At 66.0% G+C, this 15,540-nt stretch carries 13 protein-coding genes; 10 read left to right on the top strand and 3 right to left on the bottom strand.

The annotated features are described in order from the left end of the window. The 4 genes from mdcG to GH660_RS15185 all read left to right on the top strand — a co-directional run. The coding region (gene mdcG, locus GH660_RS15200; RefSeq protein ID WP_194266330.1) for a malonate decarboxylase holo-[acyl-carrier-protein] synthase at positions 1 to 659 on the top strand (659 nt) is incomplete at its 5' end. A 4-nt stretch (positions 660 to 663) separates the two neighbouring features. Next, a complete protein-coding gene (mdcB, locus tag GH660_RS15195; RefSeq protein ID WP_228276513.1) occupies positions 664 to 1,638 on the top strand; it encodes a triphosphoribosyl-dephospho-CoA synthase MdcB in 975 nt (324 codons plus the stop codon). A 2-nt stretch (positions 1,639 to 1,640) separates the two neighbouring features. Then, on the top strand, positions 1,641 to 2,549 hold the full coding sequence (gene mdcH, locus GH660_RS15190; RefSeq protein ID WP_153147531.1) for a malonate decarboxylase subunit epsilon: 909 nt from the start codon (positions 1,641 to 1,643) through the stop codon (positions 2,547 to 2,549). Continuing rightward, entirely contained in the window at positions 2,546 to 3,349 is an 804-nt protein-coding gene (locus GH660_RS15185) for a sulfite exporter TauE/SafE family protein (RefSeq protein WP_153147530.1), read from the top strand. Before mdcH ends, GH660_RS15185 begins: the two co-directional genes overlap by 4 nt. Here the strand turns inward: GH660_RS15185 and GH660_RS15180 are convergent, their stop codons facing one another. Then, positions 3,350 to 4,129, bottom strand: a complete 780-nt coding sequence (locus GH660_RS15180; RefSeq protein WP_153147529.1) for an enoyl-CoA hydratase/isomerase family protein — start codon at positions 4,127 to 4,129, stop codon at positions 3,350 to 3,352. Between the two features lie 119 nt (positions 4,130 to 4,248). On the opposite strand from GH660_RS15180, the gene GH660_RS15175 reads away from it, so the two are divergent. Both GH660_RS15175 and GH660_RS15170 read left to right on the top strand, forming a co-directional pair. After that, positions 4,249 to 4,569, top strand: a complete 321-nt coding sequence (locus GH660_RS15175; RefSeq protein WP_194266329.1) for a DUF485 domain-containing protein — start codon at positions 4,249 to 4,251, stop codon at positions 4,567 to 4,569. Further along, on the top strand, positions 4,566 to 6,233 hold the full coding sequence (locus GH660_RS15170) for a cation acetate symporter (protein ID WP_153147528.1): 1,668 nt from the start codon (positions 4,566 to 4,568) through the stop codon (positions 6,231 to 6,233). The genes GH660_RS15175 and GH660_RS15170 overlap by 4 nt, the downstream gene beginning before the upstream one ends. A gap of 105 nt (positions 6,234 to 6,338) precedes the next feature. On the opposite strand, the gene GH660_RS15165 is transcribed toward GH660_RS15170, so the two are convergent. After that, positions 6,339 to 7,004 (bottom strand): GntR family transcriptional regulator, encoded by a 666-nt coding sequence (locus GH660_RS15165; RefSeq protein ID WP_153147527.1) that lies wholly within the window; start codon positions 7,002 to 7,004, stop codon positions 6,339 to 6,341. Positions 7,005 to 7,170: 166 nt separating this feature from the next. On the opposite strand from GH660_RS15165, the gene scpA reads away from it, so the two are divergent. The 4 genes from scpA to GH660_RS15145 are packed head-to-tail and all read left to right on the top strand — an operon-like array spanning position 7,171 to position 13,926. Next, positions 7,171 to 9,321, top strand: coding sequence for a methylmalonyl-CoA mutase (gene scpA, locus GH660_RS15160; RefSeq protein ID WP_153147526.1), 2,151 nt, complete (start codon positions 7,171 to 7,173; stop codon positions 9,319 to 9,321). A 6-nt stretch (positions 9,322 to 9,327) separates the two neighbouring features. After that, positions 9,328 to 10,338 carry a methylmalonyl Co-A mutase-associated GTPase MeaB gene (gene meaB / locus GH660_RS15155; protein ID WP_153147525.1) on the top strand — a complete coding sequence of 337 codons (1,011 nt, stop codon included), beginning with the start codon at positions 9,328 to 9,330 and terminating at the stop codon, positions 10,336 to 10,338. 27 nt (positions 10,339 to 10,365) lie between these two features. Beyond that, positions 10,366 to 11,901: an acyl-CoA carboxylase subunit beta gene (locus GH660_RS15150; RefSeq protein ID WP_153147524.1), complete on the top strand. Its 1,536-nt coding sequence runs from the start codon at positions 10,366 to 10,368 to the stop codon at positions 11,899 to 11,901. Positions 11,902 to 11,922: 21 nt separating this feature from the next. Then, positions 11,923 to 13,926, top strand: a complete 2,004-nt coding sequence (locus tag GH660_RS15145) for an acetyl/propionyl/methylcrotonyl-CoA carboxylase subunit alpha (protein ID WP_153147523.1) — start codon at positions 11,923 to 11,925, stop codon at positions 13,924 to 13,926. Positions 13,927 to 13,997: 71 nt separating this feature from the next. Here GH660_RS15145 and GH660_RS15140 read toward each other — a convergent pair whose 3' ends face one another. Further along, complete coding sequence (locus tag GH660_RS15140; protein WP_153147522.1) at positions 13,998 to 15,539, bottom strand: hypothetical protein; 1,542 nt, start codon at positions 15,537 to 15,539, stop codon at positions 13,998 to 14,000. Position 15,540: the final 1 nt, after the last annotated feature.

The raw sequence follows: 15,540 nt of genomic DNA, 5'->3' as shown, positions 1-15,540 counted from the left end.
ACCTGATTTATCTGCGGCCCGGCGCCGGTTTCGCCTGGGCCGGCCCGCCACCGGCCAGCCCGGTCGTCCGTGCCGCCGTCGCCGCCTGGATCGCCGCCGGCCGGCCGCTGGTCGCCGCGCGCCAGCCGGCCGACGGCGGCGGGCTGCTGCTCGGCCTGGCGCTGCCGCTGGCCCTGGCCCGCCAGCGCGTCGCGCTGCGCGTCGATGCCGGCGAGGTCGCCGAGATCCGGCCGCCGCTGGCGTTGGCCGCCTGCCTCGGCGGCCAGTCGGCAGCGGTGCGCGAGGTGCTGACGACCCTCGAACGGGTGCTGCGCCGGGCCGGCGTCGGCCTCGGCGCCTACGGTTCGCTGGCCTGGGAAGCGCTGTCCGGCGAGGCCTACCGCCATGCCGAATCGGACATCGACCTGATCTGCGATGTCGCCGACCGCGCCCAACTTGAAACTGCGCTGGCGCTCTTCGCCGATGCGGCCACCACCTTGCCCTGCCGGCTCGACGGCGAAATCCGCCTGCCCGGCGGCGCCGCAATCGCCTGGCGCGAACTGGCGGCGGCCTGTGGCGAACCGCGGCGCTCGGTGCTGGTCAAGGACGAGCAGGGCGTCGCGCTGACGCCGCTCGGCGAACTGCTGGCGCGCCTGGTGCCGTATGCGCTGGCAGCCTGAGCCCGTGGTTGCACCGGCCGGTAGGGCCGGCTGGCCGACAGGCTGGCCGGCGCCTGCGTCGGCGCCCGTTCAGGCGAAGGCGCCGGCCAGCACGCCTGTCACAGCAACTGCGCCAGTAAGCGCATCCGTCATTGCATCAGTCACAGCGCCCGCGGCCGCCGACGCACGGATCGGCCGCGCGGCGATCCGCGCCCTCTACCGCGAGGTCGCGCTGGATCCGAAGCCCGGCCTGGTCACGCCCGCCAGCCGCGGCAGCCACCGCGACATGGATTTCGCGACCTTCGTCCGCAGCCTGCAGGCGCTGCGCGGCTACTTCCCGGCGATCGCCGCCGCCGGCAGCGCCCGTTCGGAGTTCGCCGTGCTGCAAGCGCTGGGCATCGCCGCCGAGCGCGACATGCTGGCAGCGACTGCCGGGGTCAACACCCATCGCGGGGCGATTTTCAATCTCGGCCTGCTGTGCGCCGCGGCTGGCACATTGCAGGCGGCCGGCCAGGCGCTAACCCCCGAGGCGCTGTGTAGCACCGTCGCCGACTGCTGGGGTGCGGCCATTCTCGCCGTACTGCCGCCGGCTGCCGAGCCGGCCAGCCACGGCCTGGTCGTCGCCCGCCGCTACGGTGCCGGCGGCGCCCGCCGCGAAGCCGCCGCCGGTTTTCCGGCGGCGCGCGAGATCGGCCTGCCGGCCTACCGGGCGACGCTGGCCGCGACCGGCGACGCCGGCCTCGCCGAGGTCCAGGCGCTGTTCGCGCTGATCGCCGGCCTTGAAGACACCAACCTGCTGTGGCGCGGCGGCCCGGTCGGGCTCGCCGAAGCGCGCGCGCTGGCGGCCGGCTTTCTCGACGCCGGCGGCGTGCTGGCCGACGACTGGCGGCAGCGGGCGACAGAAATCGACCGCATCTTCGTCGCCCGCCGGCTGAGCCCGGGCGGCAGCGCCGACCTGCTCGGCGTGACGCTGTTCCTCGCCGGCTTCGCCGAGGCCTGAAGATGCGCCTGGCGATCCTGTTCAGCGGCCAGGGCGGCCAGCGCCCCGAGCACTGGCAGCAACTGGCGCGCGAAGCCGACGGCGAATTGCGGGCGGCGCTGGTTGCGCGCCTACCGTCGCTGGCCGATCCGGCTTTCGTGCCCGATGCCGACTTCCTTGCCGCCAATGCCGTCGCCCAGCCGTTGATCGTCGCCCAGCAGCTGGCGCTGTGGTCAGCATTGCGCGAGCGCCTGCCGCGGCCCATCTGCGCCGCCGGCTATTCGCTGGGCGAACTCAGCGCCTGCGCCGCGGCCGGGGTCATGACGCCGGCCGCCGCCGTCGCCCTGGCCGGCGAGCGGGCGCACTTGATGGACGAAGTCGCGACCGGCGGCATGCTGGCGGTGCTCGGCCTCGACGAGGCGCTAGTCGCCGGTATTGCGGCGGCGCACGGGCTGGCGATCGCGATCCGCAACGCGCCGCGCCACGTTGTGCTCGCCGGTCCGGCGGCGGGCCTGGCGCCGGTTGCTGCGGCGTTGAGCGAGACTGGTGCTTCCCGGCTGGTGCCACTGGCGGTGCGCACGCCGTCGCATACGCCGTTGCTCGCCAGTGCCGCCGAGGGTTTCCGGCAGCGCCTCGCGGGGCTGCCCGAAAGGCGTCTGGCGTTTCCGGTATTGAGCGCAATCGATGCGACCTCGGCGCGGACGGTCAGTGTTGCGGTCGACGCGCTGGCGCGGCAGATTTGCACACCGCTCGATTGGGCGGCCTGCCTCGAAGCAGTGGTCGAGTTGCAGCCCGACGCGGTGCTCGAAATCGGCCCCGGTAGTGCGCTGGCCAAGCTGTTCGCCGAGTTGGCGCCAGCGATCCCGGTGCGCGCCAGCGACGATTTCCGCAGCATCGACGGCATCGTCCGCTGGCTGGATTCCTGCGCTTGATTCCCCTACTGGCCTACCTGCTGACCGGCGCGGTCGCAGGCTTCTTTGCCGGCCTGCTCGGGGTCGGCGGCGGGGTCATCGTCGTACCGGTGCTCGGCATGCTGTTCGTCGGCCTCGGCTTTCCGGCCGACGAGGTGCTGCACCTGGCGCTCGGCACCTCGATGGCAGCGATATTGTTCACGTCGATTTCCAGCCTGCGTGCCCACCATGCCCACGGTGCCGTGCTGTGGCCGGCGCTGCGTGGCCTGACGCCGGGCGTGCTGGCCGGCATGCTACTCGGTGCGCAGCTGGCGGCGCGGATCTCGTCGCGGGCGCTGGCGATCTTCTTCGTCGTCTTCATGCTCTTCGTCGCTGTGCAGATGCTGGCCAATTTCCGGCCGCCGCCCAGCCGCCGGCTGCCCGGCCGGCTCGGGCTGGCCGCCACCGGCCTCGGCATCGGCGCGGTGTCGAGCTTGGCGGCGATCGGCGGCGGCGCGCTGACGGTACCCTTCCTGATCTGGTGCAACGTCCGTCCGCACAGCGCGATCGGCACCTCGGCCGCGGTCGGTTTGCCAATCGCCATCGGCGGCAGCATTGGTTATGTCTGGAACGGTTGGGGCCACGCAGGTCTGCCGCCGGGCAGCCTCGGCTTCATCTATCTGCCGGCGCTCGGCTGCATCCTCGCCGCCAGCGTGCTGACCGCGCCGCTCGGCGCCCGCCTCGCCCACCGGCTGCCGGTGCGGACGCTGAAGCGGGTGTTCGCCGGCCTGCTGGTGCTGCTCGCCGGCAAGATGCTGTGGAGCCTGTTCGGCGCGTCCTGATCAGCGCGCCTTGAATACCGGCTTGCGCTTTTCCAGGAAGGCAGCCAGCCCTTCCCGGTAGTCTTCGGTATCGAGAAAGGCGAACGACGCCGCCTTTTCATCGTCGTTGAGCGGGCGGCCGCTCTGCAGGCGGCGGATCCACTGCTTGTGCCAGCCGGCGACCAGCGGGGCGCCGGCGCAGATGCGGCGGGCCGTGGCGTAGGCTTCGTCGGCGACCTGCGCGTCCGGCACGACGCGCGTCACCAGGCCTTTCTCGTAGGCCTCGCCGGCATTCAGGATGCGCCCTTCGAGCAGGATTTCCTTCATCACGGCGGCGCCGGCGAGCTTGAGCAGGCCTTCCATTTCGCCGGGATACATAGAGAAGCCGAGACGGTTGATCGGCGCGCCGAAACGGGCCGATTCGTTGCAGATACGGAGGTCGCAGACGCCGGCGATTTCCAGCCCGCCGCCGATGCAGGCCCCCTGGATCAGGGCGATGGTCGGGTGCGGGCAGTCGGCGATGGCGTTGAGCGCGGCGGCGACCTGGCCGTGATAGTGGAGCGCCTGCTCGAGCGAGGCGCGGGCGGTGACGAATTCCTCGAGATCGCCGCCGGCCGCGAAGGCCTCGCTGCCGGCGCCGCGCAGGACGATGCAGCGGATGTCGCGGTCGACCGACAGGGCGGCCATGTTTTCGGCCAGTTGGAGCCACATGCCGAGGTTGATGGCATTCAGCTTGCCGGGGTTGTTCAGCATCAGGGTGGCGATTTCGCCGTCGCGGGTGAGGTCGACCGTACTCATCATGAATGTCCAGTGGCGGAACGTGCATTATAAATGGCGCAATAGGTCAATTTTGGTCAGTCCTCTATAAGATATAATCGCGCCGCCGGATCTACGGCAAATAGAAAGAGGGAGATATAGCCATGAGCAGCGCGATGTATGAGCGGATGCGGGCCAACCCGAAGTTCCAGGAGCTCGTCGCAAGACGGGGGCGCTTTGCCTGGACGCTGGCCGCGATTGTCCTGACCATGTTTTACGGCTTCGTGATGGTGGTTGCCTTCAATCCCACCTCGCTGGGACAGCCGGTCGCCGAAGGTTCGATGCTGACGGTGGGGGTCGCCGTTGAATTCTTCATGTTCGTTTTCTTCTGGGTGCTGACCGCCGTCTATGTCAAGCGCGCCAACACCGAGTTCGATGCCCTGACCCAGGAAATCGTCAAGGAAGCCTGGAAGGAGCAAAAATGATACGCCAATTGATTACCGCGCTCGGACTGCTGAGCCTCTCCGCACTGGCCGTTGCGGCCGGCGATCCGCTGGGCGCCGCTGAAAAGCAGGCGACCAACTGGCACGCCATCATCATGTTCTGCATCTTCGTCACGATGACGATGGGGATCACCTACTGGGCGGCCAGCCGCACCAAGTCGACGGCCGACTTCTACACGGCCGGCGGCGGCATCACCGGCTTCCAGAACGGTCTGGCGATCGCCGGCGACTACATGTCGGCCGCGACGCTGCTCGGTCTGACCGCCATGGTCTATTCGCAGGGCTACGATGGCTACATCTACATGCTGGCCTTCTTCGCCGGCTGGCCGATCATCCTCTTCCTGATGGCCGAACGCCTGCGCAACCTGGGCAAGTTCACCTTCTCCGACATTACCGCCTACCGCCTCGACCAAGGCAAGGTGCGCACCATGGCCGCGATTTCCTCGCTGACCGTGGTCTGCTTCTACCTGATCGCCCAGATGGTCGGCGCCGGCCAGCTGATCAAGCTGCTCTTCGGCCTCGAGTACAACGTCGCCATCTTCGCCGTCGGCATCCTGATGATGGTGTACGTGACCTTCGGCGGCATGGTCGCGACGACCTGGGTGCAGATCATCAAGGCCTGCATGCTGCTCGCCGGCGGCACGCTGGTCATGTTCCTCGCCTTCGGCCAGTTCGGCTTCTCCTTCCAGACCCTGCTGGAAAAGGCCACCGCCGTGCACAAGCTCGGTCCCAAGCTGATGTATCCGGGCAGCCTGCTGGCCGACCCGGTCACCGCCATCTCGCTCGGCCTCGGCCTGATGTTCGGCACCGCCGGCCTGCCGCACATCCTGATGCGCTTCTTCACCGTCACCGACGCCAAGGAAGCGCGCAAGTCGGTGCTCTACGCCTCCGGTTTCGTCGCCTACTTCTTCAACGTCATCTTCCTGATGGGCCTGTGCGGCATCCTGATCGTCGGCCAGAACCCCGACTTCTTCGAGGGCGGCACGATCGGCGGCAAGCTGATCGGCGGCGGCAACATGGTCGCCATGCACCTGGCCAAGGCGGTCGGCGGCAACATGCTGCTCGGCTTCCTGGCGGCGGTCGCCTTCGCCACCATCCTGGCCGTCGTTTCGGGCCTGGCGCTCGCCGGCGCCTCGGCGATCTCGCATGACCTCTACGCCCGCGTCATCAAGAAGGGGCAAGCCTCGGAAGCCGCGGAAATCCGCGTTTCCAAGATCGCCACGATCTGCCTCGGCTTCGTCGCCATCATCCTCGGCATCCTGTTCGAGAAGCAGAACATCGCCTTCATGGTCGGCCTCGCCTTCGGCGTCGCCGCGGCGGCCAACTTCCCGGTGCTGATCCTGTCGATGTACTGGAAGGGGCTGACCACGCGGGGCGCGCTGTTCGGCGGCTACGGCGGCCTGATCTCCGCCGTGCTCTTCGTGCTCTTTTCGAAGTCGGTGTGGGTCGACGTGCTCGGCAACAAGGCCGCGCTGTTCCCCTACACGCAGCCGGCGCTGTTCGCGATGCCGATCGCCTTCGTGCTCGCCTACATCTTCTCGAAGAGCGATTCGAGCGTGCGCGCCAAGGCGGAAGTGGATGCCTTCGACGACCAGTACGTCCGGGCCCAGACGGGCTACGGCGCGGCGGGCGCCGCCAGCCACTAGCCCCTGCGGTTGTCGCAAAAAACCCTGGCCGGTTCGCCCGCCAGGGTTTTTTATCGCCGGATTTCGGCCATTTTCGGTGGTCGACCGCAACAGCGGCCGGAAGCGTCAGGCCGCCTTGGCGGCCTTGCTGTCCATTTTGGCCAAGGCTTCGCGCCCGGACAGCAGGTGGTCGTGCATGAGTTTCTCCGCCCTCGCACCCTCGCCGGCCTCGAAGGCGGCCATGATGGCGCGGTGCTCCTCCAGCGACTGCTGCAGGCGGCCTTCCAGCGACAGCGAATGCAGCCGGGACAGCTTCAGCACCTTGCGCAGGTCCTGGATCACCGACAGCAGCCAGCGGTTGCTGGCCAGTTCCTGGATGCGCCGGTGGAATTCCTGGTTGGCCTCGAAGAAGGCGTCGATGCGTCCCTCGCGCGCGGCCGCCTCGAGGCGCTCGTGAATTTCCCGGAGGCCCTTGATGTCGGCAGCCTTGGCCGCCCTGACCGCGTCCGCGGCACAACGGCCTTCGAGCAGGGCCATCAGCGGGAAGATGTCGTCGAGGTCCTGGCGCGAAATCTCGGTCACGTAGCAGCCGCGGCGCGGCTTCAGTTCGACCAGGCCTTCCGAGGCCAGCACCTTAAGTGCTTCGCGCAGCGGGGTGCGTGAAATACCGTATTGCTCGGCGAGCTTCTGCTCGTCGATCCAGGTGCCGGGCGTCAATTCGTGGGCGAAGATGCGCTGACGCAGGCGTTCGGCCACTTCCTGATAAAGCGCGGTAGGAGCAATGCGGGTCATGGTTTTGGTGTGGTGGAGGCGAGTCGTGCGAGGTACTGCTCTCTTGCCTCCATAATTATGGATAAAGTATTATGCACTGCTTGGTATGTCAAGCCGAGCCCAAAAGCGTAGAATTTTGAATTCTGCATTATCGGCCTGAAAAAATCGAATCAGCAAGGGGTGTGTCATGTCTGAAAAATTCTTTGATTCCAACAACCTGGATGCTTGGGAAAAGGCCGCAGCCAAACAGTCACCGGGTGGCGATGTCGGAAACCTGGTCTGGAACACCCCGGAAGGTCTGGCCGTCAAGGCGCTATATACGAAGAAGGATGTCGAGAACCTCGAGTTCGCCGACACCCTGCCCGGCGTCGCGCCCTACCTGCGCGGTCCGCAGCCGACCATGTACGCCGTCAAGCCATGGACGATCCGCCAGTACGCCGGCTTTTCCACCGCCGAGGCTTCCAACGCCTTCTACCGCAAGGCGCTTGCCGCCGGCGGCCAGGGCGTGTCGGTTGCTTTCGACCTGGCGACGCACCGTGGTTACGACTCCGACAATCCCCGCGTCGTCGGTGACGTCGGCAAGGCCGGCGTGGCGATCGACTCGGTCGAGGACATGAAGATCCTCTTCGACGGCATCCCGCTCGACAAGATTTCCGTGTCGATGACCATGAATGGCGCCGTGTTGCCCATCCTCGCCGGCTACATCGTCGCCGCCGAGGAACAGGGCGTAAAGCAGGAGCAGTTGTCGGGCACGATCCAGAACGACATCCTCAAAGAATTCATGGTGCGGAATACCTATATCTATCCGCCCAAGCCGTCGATGAAGATCATCGCCGATATTTTCGGCTATACCGCGCAGCACATGCCGAAGTTCAACTCGATCTCGATTTCCGGGTATCACATCCAGGAAGCCGGCGCCAACCAGGCCATCGAACTGGCCTTCACGCTGGCCGACGGCATGGAATACGTGCGCACCGGCATCGCCTCAGGCATGGACGTCGACACCTTCGCCGGCCGCCTGTCCTTCTTCTGGGCGGTGGGCATGAACTTCTACCTCGAAATCGCCAAGATGCGCGCCGCGCGCCTGCTCTGGCACCGCATCATGTCCGGCTTCAACGCCAAGAGTCCGAAGTCGATGATGCTGCGCACGCACAGCCAGACTTCCGGCTGGTCGCTGACCGAGCAGGACCCATACAACAACGTCGTGCGCACCACCATCGAAGCCATGGCGGCGGTCTTTGGCGGCACCCAGTCGCTGCACACCAATGCGCTCGACGAAGCCATCGCCCTGCCCACCGAGTTCTCGGCCCGCATCGCCCGCAACACGCAGCTGATCATCCAGGAAGAAACCCACATCACCAACGTGATCGACCCGTGGGCCGGCTCCTACATGATGGAAAAGCTGACCCAGGACATGGCCGACAAGGCCTGGGGCATCATCCAGGAAATCGAAGCCATGGGCGGTATGACCAAGGCCGTCGAATCCGGGTGGGCCAAGATGCAGGTCGAAACCTGCGCCGCCGACAAGCAGGCGCGTATCGACTCGGGCAAGGACGTCATCGTCGGAGTCAACAAGTACAAGCTGGCCAAGGAAGACGCCATCGACATCCTGGATATCGACAACCACGTTGTCCGTGAAGCCCAGGTCGAACGTCTGGCCCGCATCCGCAAGATGCGCGACCAGGCCGCCGTCGACGCCGCACTGGCCGCCTTGACCGAATGTGCCAAGACCGGCGCAGGCAACCTGCTCGACCTGACCGTCAAGGCCATCCGCCTGCGCGCCACGGTCGGCGAAGTGTCGGATGCGCTGGAAGTCGTCTTTGGCCGCTTCCGCGCCAATAACCAGACCATTTCGGGTGTTTACGGAGGCGTCGTGCAAGGTCAGGAAAGCTGGGAGCAGATCAAGGCCGATGTTGCCAGGTTCGCCGAAGAAGAAGGCCGTCGCCCGCGCATCATGATCGCCAAGCTTGGCCAGGATGGCCATGACCGCGGCGCCAAGGTGGTGGCCACCGCCTACGCCGACCTCGGTTTCGATATCGACATGGGCCCGCTGTTCCAGACCCCGCAGGAAGCCGCACGCCAGGCAATCGAGAATGACGTGCACGCCATTGGCTGCTCGTCGCTGGCTGCCGGCCACAAGACCCTGGTGCCGCAGATCATCCAGGAATTGAAGTCACAAGGTGCCGACGACATCATCGTCTTCGCCGGTGGCGTGATTCCGGCTCAGGATTACGATGCGCTGTATGCCGCTGGTGCCAAGGCCATCTTTGGGCCAGGTACACGCATCGAGGATTCTGCCAAGAAGGTGCTGGAAGAAATCCGCAAGGCCCGCGCCTAAACCCGGATGAAGCTGGACGACGCGCCGGTGCGTGCCAATCTCCTGTCTGACGCCGATCGCGCATTGGTGGACGGCGTGCTGGCCGGCCAGCGCCGTTCGCTGGCCAAGGCCATCACGCTGATCGAGTCGACGCGGGCCGATCACCAGCACCGGGCGCAGCAGGTATTGACCGCGCTCTTGCCGCAAACCGGCAACGCCATCCGCATCGGCATCTCCGGTGTGCCGGGGGCGGGCAAGTCCACCTTCATCGAGGCGCTCGGCGTCTGGCTGATCGAGCAGGGCAAGAAGCTCGCGGTTTTGGCCATCGATCCGTCGTCGACCGTAACCGGCGGTTCCATCCTCGGCGACAAGACGCGCATGGAGTTGTTGAGCCAGCGCGAGGAAGCCTTCATCCGTCCCAGCCCGTCGGCCGGTTCGCTTGGCGGCGTTGCCGAGAAGACGCGCGAAGCGATGCTGCTATGCGAGGCGGCCGGCTACGACGTGATCATCATCGAGACCGTCGGTGTCGGCCAGTCGGAAACGACCGTGGCCGGCATGGTCGACATGTTCTGCCTGCTGCAGTTGCCGAATGCCGGCGACGACTTGCAGGCGATCAAGAAGGGCATCGTCGAGATCGCCGACCTGGTGGTCATCAACAAGGCCGACATCGACAAGCAGGCGACGGCCGTGGTGCGCGCCCAGTGGCGCAACGCGCTGCACATGCTGCGCCCGGCCTCGCCCAACTGGTCGCCGCCGGTGATTGCCCTGAGTGCGCTGCACAAGGAAGGTATCGTCGATTTTTGGGCGCAGGTCGAGAAATACCAGGCCGCCCTCAAGCCGACCGGCGAGTTCGCTGCCAAGCGCCAGCACCAGGCGCTGTCGTGGATGTGGCAGCTGATCGAGTCCGGCCTGCACCAGCATTTCCGCCAGCACCCGCGCGTGCAGGAAAACCTGCCCGCCTTCACCCGATCCGTCGAGGAGGGTCATACGACGCCGGCCGCCGCGGCGTATGCCCTGCTCGACTATCTGAAACACTAATCACCCGTTCCATTAAGGGAGTTTTTTATGCACGACATCATTCGTCAGCTGGAAAAAAAGCGTGAGCTGGCCCGCCTCGGCGGTGGCCAGAAGCGTATCGACAGCCAGCACAAGAAGGGCAAGCTGACCGCCCGCGAACGCATCGAACTGCTGCTCGACCCGAATTCCTTCGAGGAATGGGACATGTTCAAAGAGCACCGCTGCGTCGATTTCGGCATGGACCAGTCCGAAAAGACCCCGGGTGACGGTGTCGTCGTCGGTTACGGCACGATCAACGGCCGCCTGGTCTTCGTCTTCTCGCAGGACTTCACGGTGTTTGGCGGTTCGCTGTCGGAAACCCACGCCGAGAAGATCTGCAAGGTCATGGACCAGGCGATGAAGGTCGGCGCCCCGGTCATCGGCCTCAACGACTCGGGTGGCGCCCGCATCCAGGAAGGTGTCGCTTCGCTCGGCGGCTATGCCGACGTGTTCCAGCGCAACGTGATGGCCTCCGGCGTCGTGCCGCAGATTTCCATGATCATGGGCCCCTGCGCCGGCGGCGCGGTGTATTCGCCGTCGATGACCGACTTCATCTTCATGGTCAAGGACTCGTCCTACATGTTCGTGACCGGTCCGGAAGTCGTCAAGACCGTAACCCACGAGGACGTGACCGCCGAGGAACTGGGTGGCGCCATCACCCATACCAGCAAGTCCGGCGTTGCCGACCTTGCCTTCGAGAACGACGTCGAAGCGCTCTCCATGCTGCGCCGCTTCATGAACTTCCTGCCGGCCAACAACAAGGAAAAGCCGCCGGTTACGCCGACCAACGATCCGGTCGACCGCATGGACCATTCGCTCGACACGCTGGTGCCGGACAATGCCAACAAGCCGTACGACATGAAGGAACTGATCATCAAGATTTCCGATGACAGCGACTTCTTCGAGATCCAGCCGGACTACGCCAAGAACATCATCGTCGGCTTCTCGCGCATCGACGGCCATCCGGTCGGCATCGTCGCCAACCAGCCGCTGGTGCTGGCCGGCTGCCTGGACATCAAGTCCTCGATCAAGGCCGCCCGCTTCGTCCGCTTCTGCGACGCCTTCAACATCCCGGTCGTCACTTTCGTCGATGTCCCCGGCTTCATGCCGGGCACCACGCAGGAGTACGGCGGCATCATCAAGCACGGCGCCAAGCTGCTCTATGCCTACGCCGAATGCACCGTGCCCAAGGTCACCGTGATCACCCGCAAGGCCTACGGCGGCGCCTACGACGTGATGTCGTCCAAGCACCTGCGCGGCGACGTCAACCTCGCCTGGCCGTCGGCCGAAATCGCCGTCATGGGCCCGAAGGGCGCCGTCGAGATCATCTTCCGCGAGGAAAAGAACGATCCGGCCAAGCTCGCCGAGCGTGAAGCCGAATACAAGGCCAAGTTCGCCAACCCCTTCGTCGCCGGCGCGCGTGGCTTCATCGACGACGTCATCATGCCGCACGCCACGCGCAAGCGCATCGCCCGCTCGCTGGCTATGCTGCGCGACAAGAAACTCGACAACCCGTGGCGCAAGCACGGCAACATTCCTCTGTAAGCGTCAGGGAGAAACCGGAACATGTTCACTAAAATTCTGATCGCAAACCGCGGCGAAATCGCCTGCCGCGTCATCAAGACCGCCCGCAAGATGGGCATCAAGACGGTTGCCGTTTACTCGGAAGCCGACAAGGATGCCCTGCACGTCGACCTGGCCGACGAAGCCGTCTACATCGGCCCGGCCGCGTCGAAGGAGTCCTACCTGGTCATGGACAAGATCATCGACGCCTGCAAGCAGACCGGCGCCCAGGCCGTCCATCCGGGTTACGGCTTCCTGTCCGAGAACGCCACCTTCTCCCGTCGTCTGGAAGAAGAAGGCATCAAGTTCATCGGCCCGAAGCACTACTCGGTGGCCAAGATGGGCGACAAGATCGAGTCCAAGAAGCTGGCCATCGAAGCCAAGGTCAATACCATCCCGGGTTACAACGATGCCATTTCCGGCCCGGACGAAGCCGTCAAGATCGCCCAGGGCATCGGCTACCCGGTCATGATCAAGGCCTCGGCCGGCGGCGGCGGCAAGGGCCTGCGCGTCGCCTACAACGACGCCGAAGCGCACGAAGGCTTCTCGTCCTGCGTCAATGAGGCGCGCAATTCCTTCGGTGACGACCGCGTCTTCATCGAGAAGTACGTGCTGGAACCGCGCCACATCGAAATCCAGGTGCTCGGCGACAGCCACGGCAACTACGTGTACCTGAACGAGCGCGACTGCTCGATCCAGCGTCGTCACCAGAAGGTCATCGAGGAGGCGCCGAGCCCCTTCGTCGATGCCGAGATGCGCAAGGCGATGGGCGAGCAGGCCGTGGCGCTGGCTCGCGCGGTCAATTACGAGTCGGCCGGCACGGTCGAGTTCGTCGTTTCAGGTGCGACCAAGGAGTTCTACTTCCTGGAAATGAACACCCGCCTGCAGGTCGAACACCCGGTCACCGAACTGATCACCGGCCTCGACCTCGTCGAGCAGATGATCCGCGTCGCCTTTGGCGAGAAGCTGCCGCTCGATCAAAGCCAGGTGCAACTCAACGGCTGGGCCATGGAATGCCGGATCAACGCCGAAGACCCGTTCCGCGGCTTCCTGCCCTCCACCGGCCGCCTGGTCAAGTTCCAGCCGCCGAAGGAAATCCCCGGCCAGGTGCGGGTCGATACCGGCGTCTACGACGGTGGCGAAATCTCGATGTTCTACGACTCGATGATCGCCAAGCTGATCGTGCACGGCGCCACCCGCGAGCAGGCGATCGCCCGCATGCGCGACGCGCTGAACGCCTTCGTGATCCGCGGCATCTCCTCGAACATTCCGTTCCAGGCGGCGCTGATGCAGCACCCCGGCTTCCACTCCGGCATCTTCGACACCGGCTTCATCCCCAAGGAATATCCGAAGGGCTTCGACGCCTCGATGGTGCCGCACGACGACCCGGCGCTGCTGGTGTCGGTCGCCGCCTACGTCTATCGTGCCTACACCGACCGCGGCGCCTCCGTGTCCGGCCAGCTGCAAGGCCATGAACGCATCGTCGGCGACAAGTGGTGCGTCGTTCGCCTGAGCCCGAACGGCAACGAGCAGCACTCGGTCGTCGCCCGTCCGGTGCCCGGCGGCTATCACATCGAATACAAGGGCGAGAACTACGAGATCCTGTCCGACTGGAAGCTCGGCCAGTCGCTGTTCAACGGCACCTGCAACGGCGAGGAATTCACGCTGCAGGTCGAGCGCCACAAGACCAAGTACTCGCTGTTCCACTGGGGCACCCGTGCCGACTTCATGGTGATGAGCGCCCGCGCTGCCGAACTGCTGTCTCTGATGCCCGAGAAGCCGGCGCCCGACCTGTCGAAGTTCCTGCTCTCGCCGATGCCCGGCCTGCTGCGCGAAGTGGCGGTCAAGGTCGGTCAGGAGGTCAAGGCCGGCGAGAAGCTGGCGGTCATCGAAGCCATGAAGATGGAAAACATCCTCAAGGCCGACCAGGACTGCAAGGTCAAGAAAGTCTCCGCGGCCGCCGGCGAAAGCCTGTCGGTGGACCAGGTCATCGTCGAATTCGAGTGATGGTTTTCGGCCGTTTCTGACGGTCGACCGCAACAGGCAGGGCCCGTCTCCGGACGGGCCCTTTTTTTCGCCTATGCCGGCAGGCGGCAGGCGTAATGCACGAAGTCGGTGCCGCGTTCGGCGATTTCGGCGGGAATCAGCCGGTCGATCGAGGTGTCGGTGAGGTCGATGGCGACACCGAGGCGGGCGCCGGCATCAGCCGGCACGATCAGCGACCAGGCCTCGTGCTCGTGGAGCAGGAAGGCGGGCACGCGGACCAGCTTGTTGCCGCGCGGCGCCAGGCGTTTGAGCATCCCGGCCTCGACCGCTTCGCGGTGCCAGGTCAGCCGCGCCGCGAGGATGCCGTCACTGTCGCTCTGCAGGCTCGACATGATGCCCAGCCGCGGGACGCCATCGACTTCGGCGGCGATCAGGCAGGGGGCGAGCAGGCGGGAATCGCCGGCCCCCGCGCTACGGGTCGCCATGCCGTCGGCCAGCGTCCAGTGCTCGCTGGGCAGGCTCAGTTTCTTGGTCACTTCGGTCGGTGTCTGCCTGATCGGCTCGAAGCCGAAGAGCGCCATGCGCTGGTAGGCGAGCGAACGGTCGGCGGCACCCTGGGTGTCGATCGAGTTGAGCGTCTTGTTGTTGAGCAGGGCGTAGGCGTTGTCGCCGCCGAAGACCAGTTCGAGCGTGCCCTGTTCCCTTGCCGCCGCCGCGGGCCGGGAGTGGAGATGGTGCTCGACATCCTTGAGCAGGCGGATCGCCGCGTTGGCGGACAGCGTACGCCCCAGCTTGAGCGCTTCCGGCGATTCGCCGGCCTGCAGGGCCTGGATGCGCTGGGCCAGCTTGTGGGCGACGACGCGGATGAGCAGGTAGCGGGGAATGGGCGCCGGCAGCTGGCCGCCGAAGAGCAGGCTCAGGTCGAGGATGTAGTGACCCTTGGTGTCGCCCGGCGTGGCCTCGAAGCTGACCAGTTCGCGCCAGCGGCTGAAGGCGCGATTGACGACCTGGAGTTGCGGCGCCGCCAGGTGATAGGGGTCGATGGTACGCAGCAGAAAGGCCCAGGCCAGCTGGCCGGCGACGCTGCCCTTGCCGTACTGCGGAAAATCCGGATCGGCCAGCTGCTTGCGCAGGACGCCGTTGACTTCCGCCGAGGCGAGGACGGAGAAGAGGAGCTGGTCGAGCAGCGGCGGGCAGGTCCGGGCTGCCAGGAAATGGCAGTATTCGGCCAGGCGCAGGGCACTGGCCGCCCGGTGGAGCGGCAGGCAGCGGTTGGCCGGCGTGCATTGCGGCACCAGCCGCAGGTAGGCGATGCCGAGCCGGGTCCACAATTGCTGCGCGATGGTGAAGCTGTGTTCTTCATGCGCCAGCATCGGCAGCGCCTTGCGCGTGAATAGCCCCTCGGTGATGGCCTGGCGCGGAATGGCGGCGCTGCGCAGCAGGTTGAGCAGGGCGATGGCCTGCGGCGGCGGCAGCGTGCCGCCGTCGATCGCCTCGATCTGTTCGAGGATCGCCGCCAGCGCGTCCTGGGCCGGCTTCGCGGCGATGCCGGCAAGCCAGGTTTGCGCCGTCGCCGGGTCGGTGAAGGCGGGGGTGGTTGCGTCCGGGGGCTCGGGCAGGCGCAGGCGATGCATG

This window comes from Dechloromonas sp. H13, from assembly GCF_009469615.1.
Lineage (GTDB): Bacteria > Pseudomonadota > Gammaproteobacteria > Burkholderiales > Rhodocyclaceae > Azonexus.
Note: the sequence above shows the minus strand (reverse complement) of the source record. Positions and strands in the feature narration are given on the sequence as shown.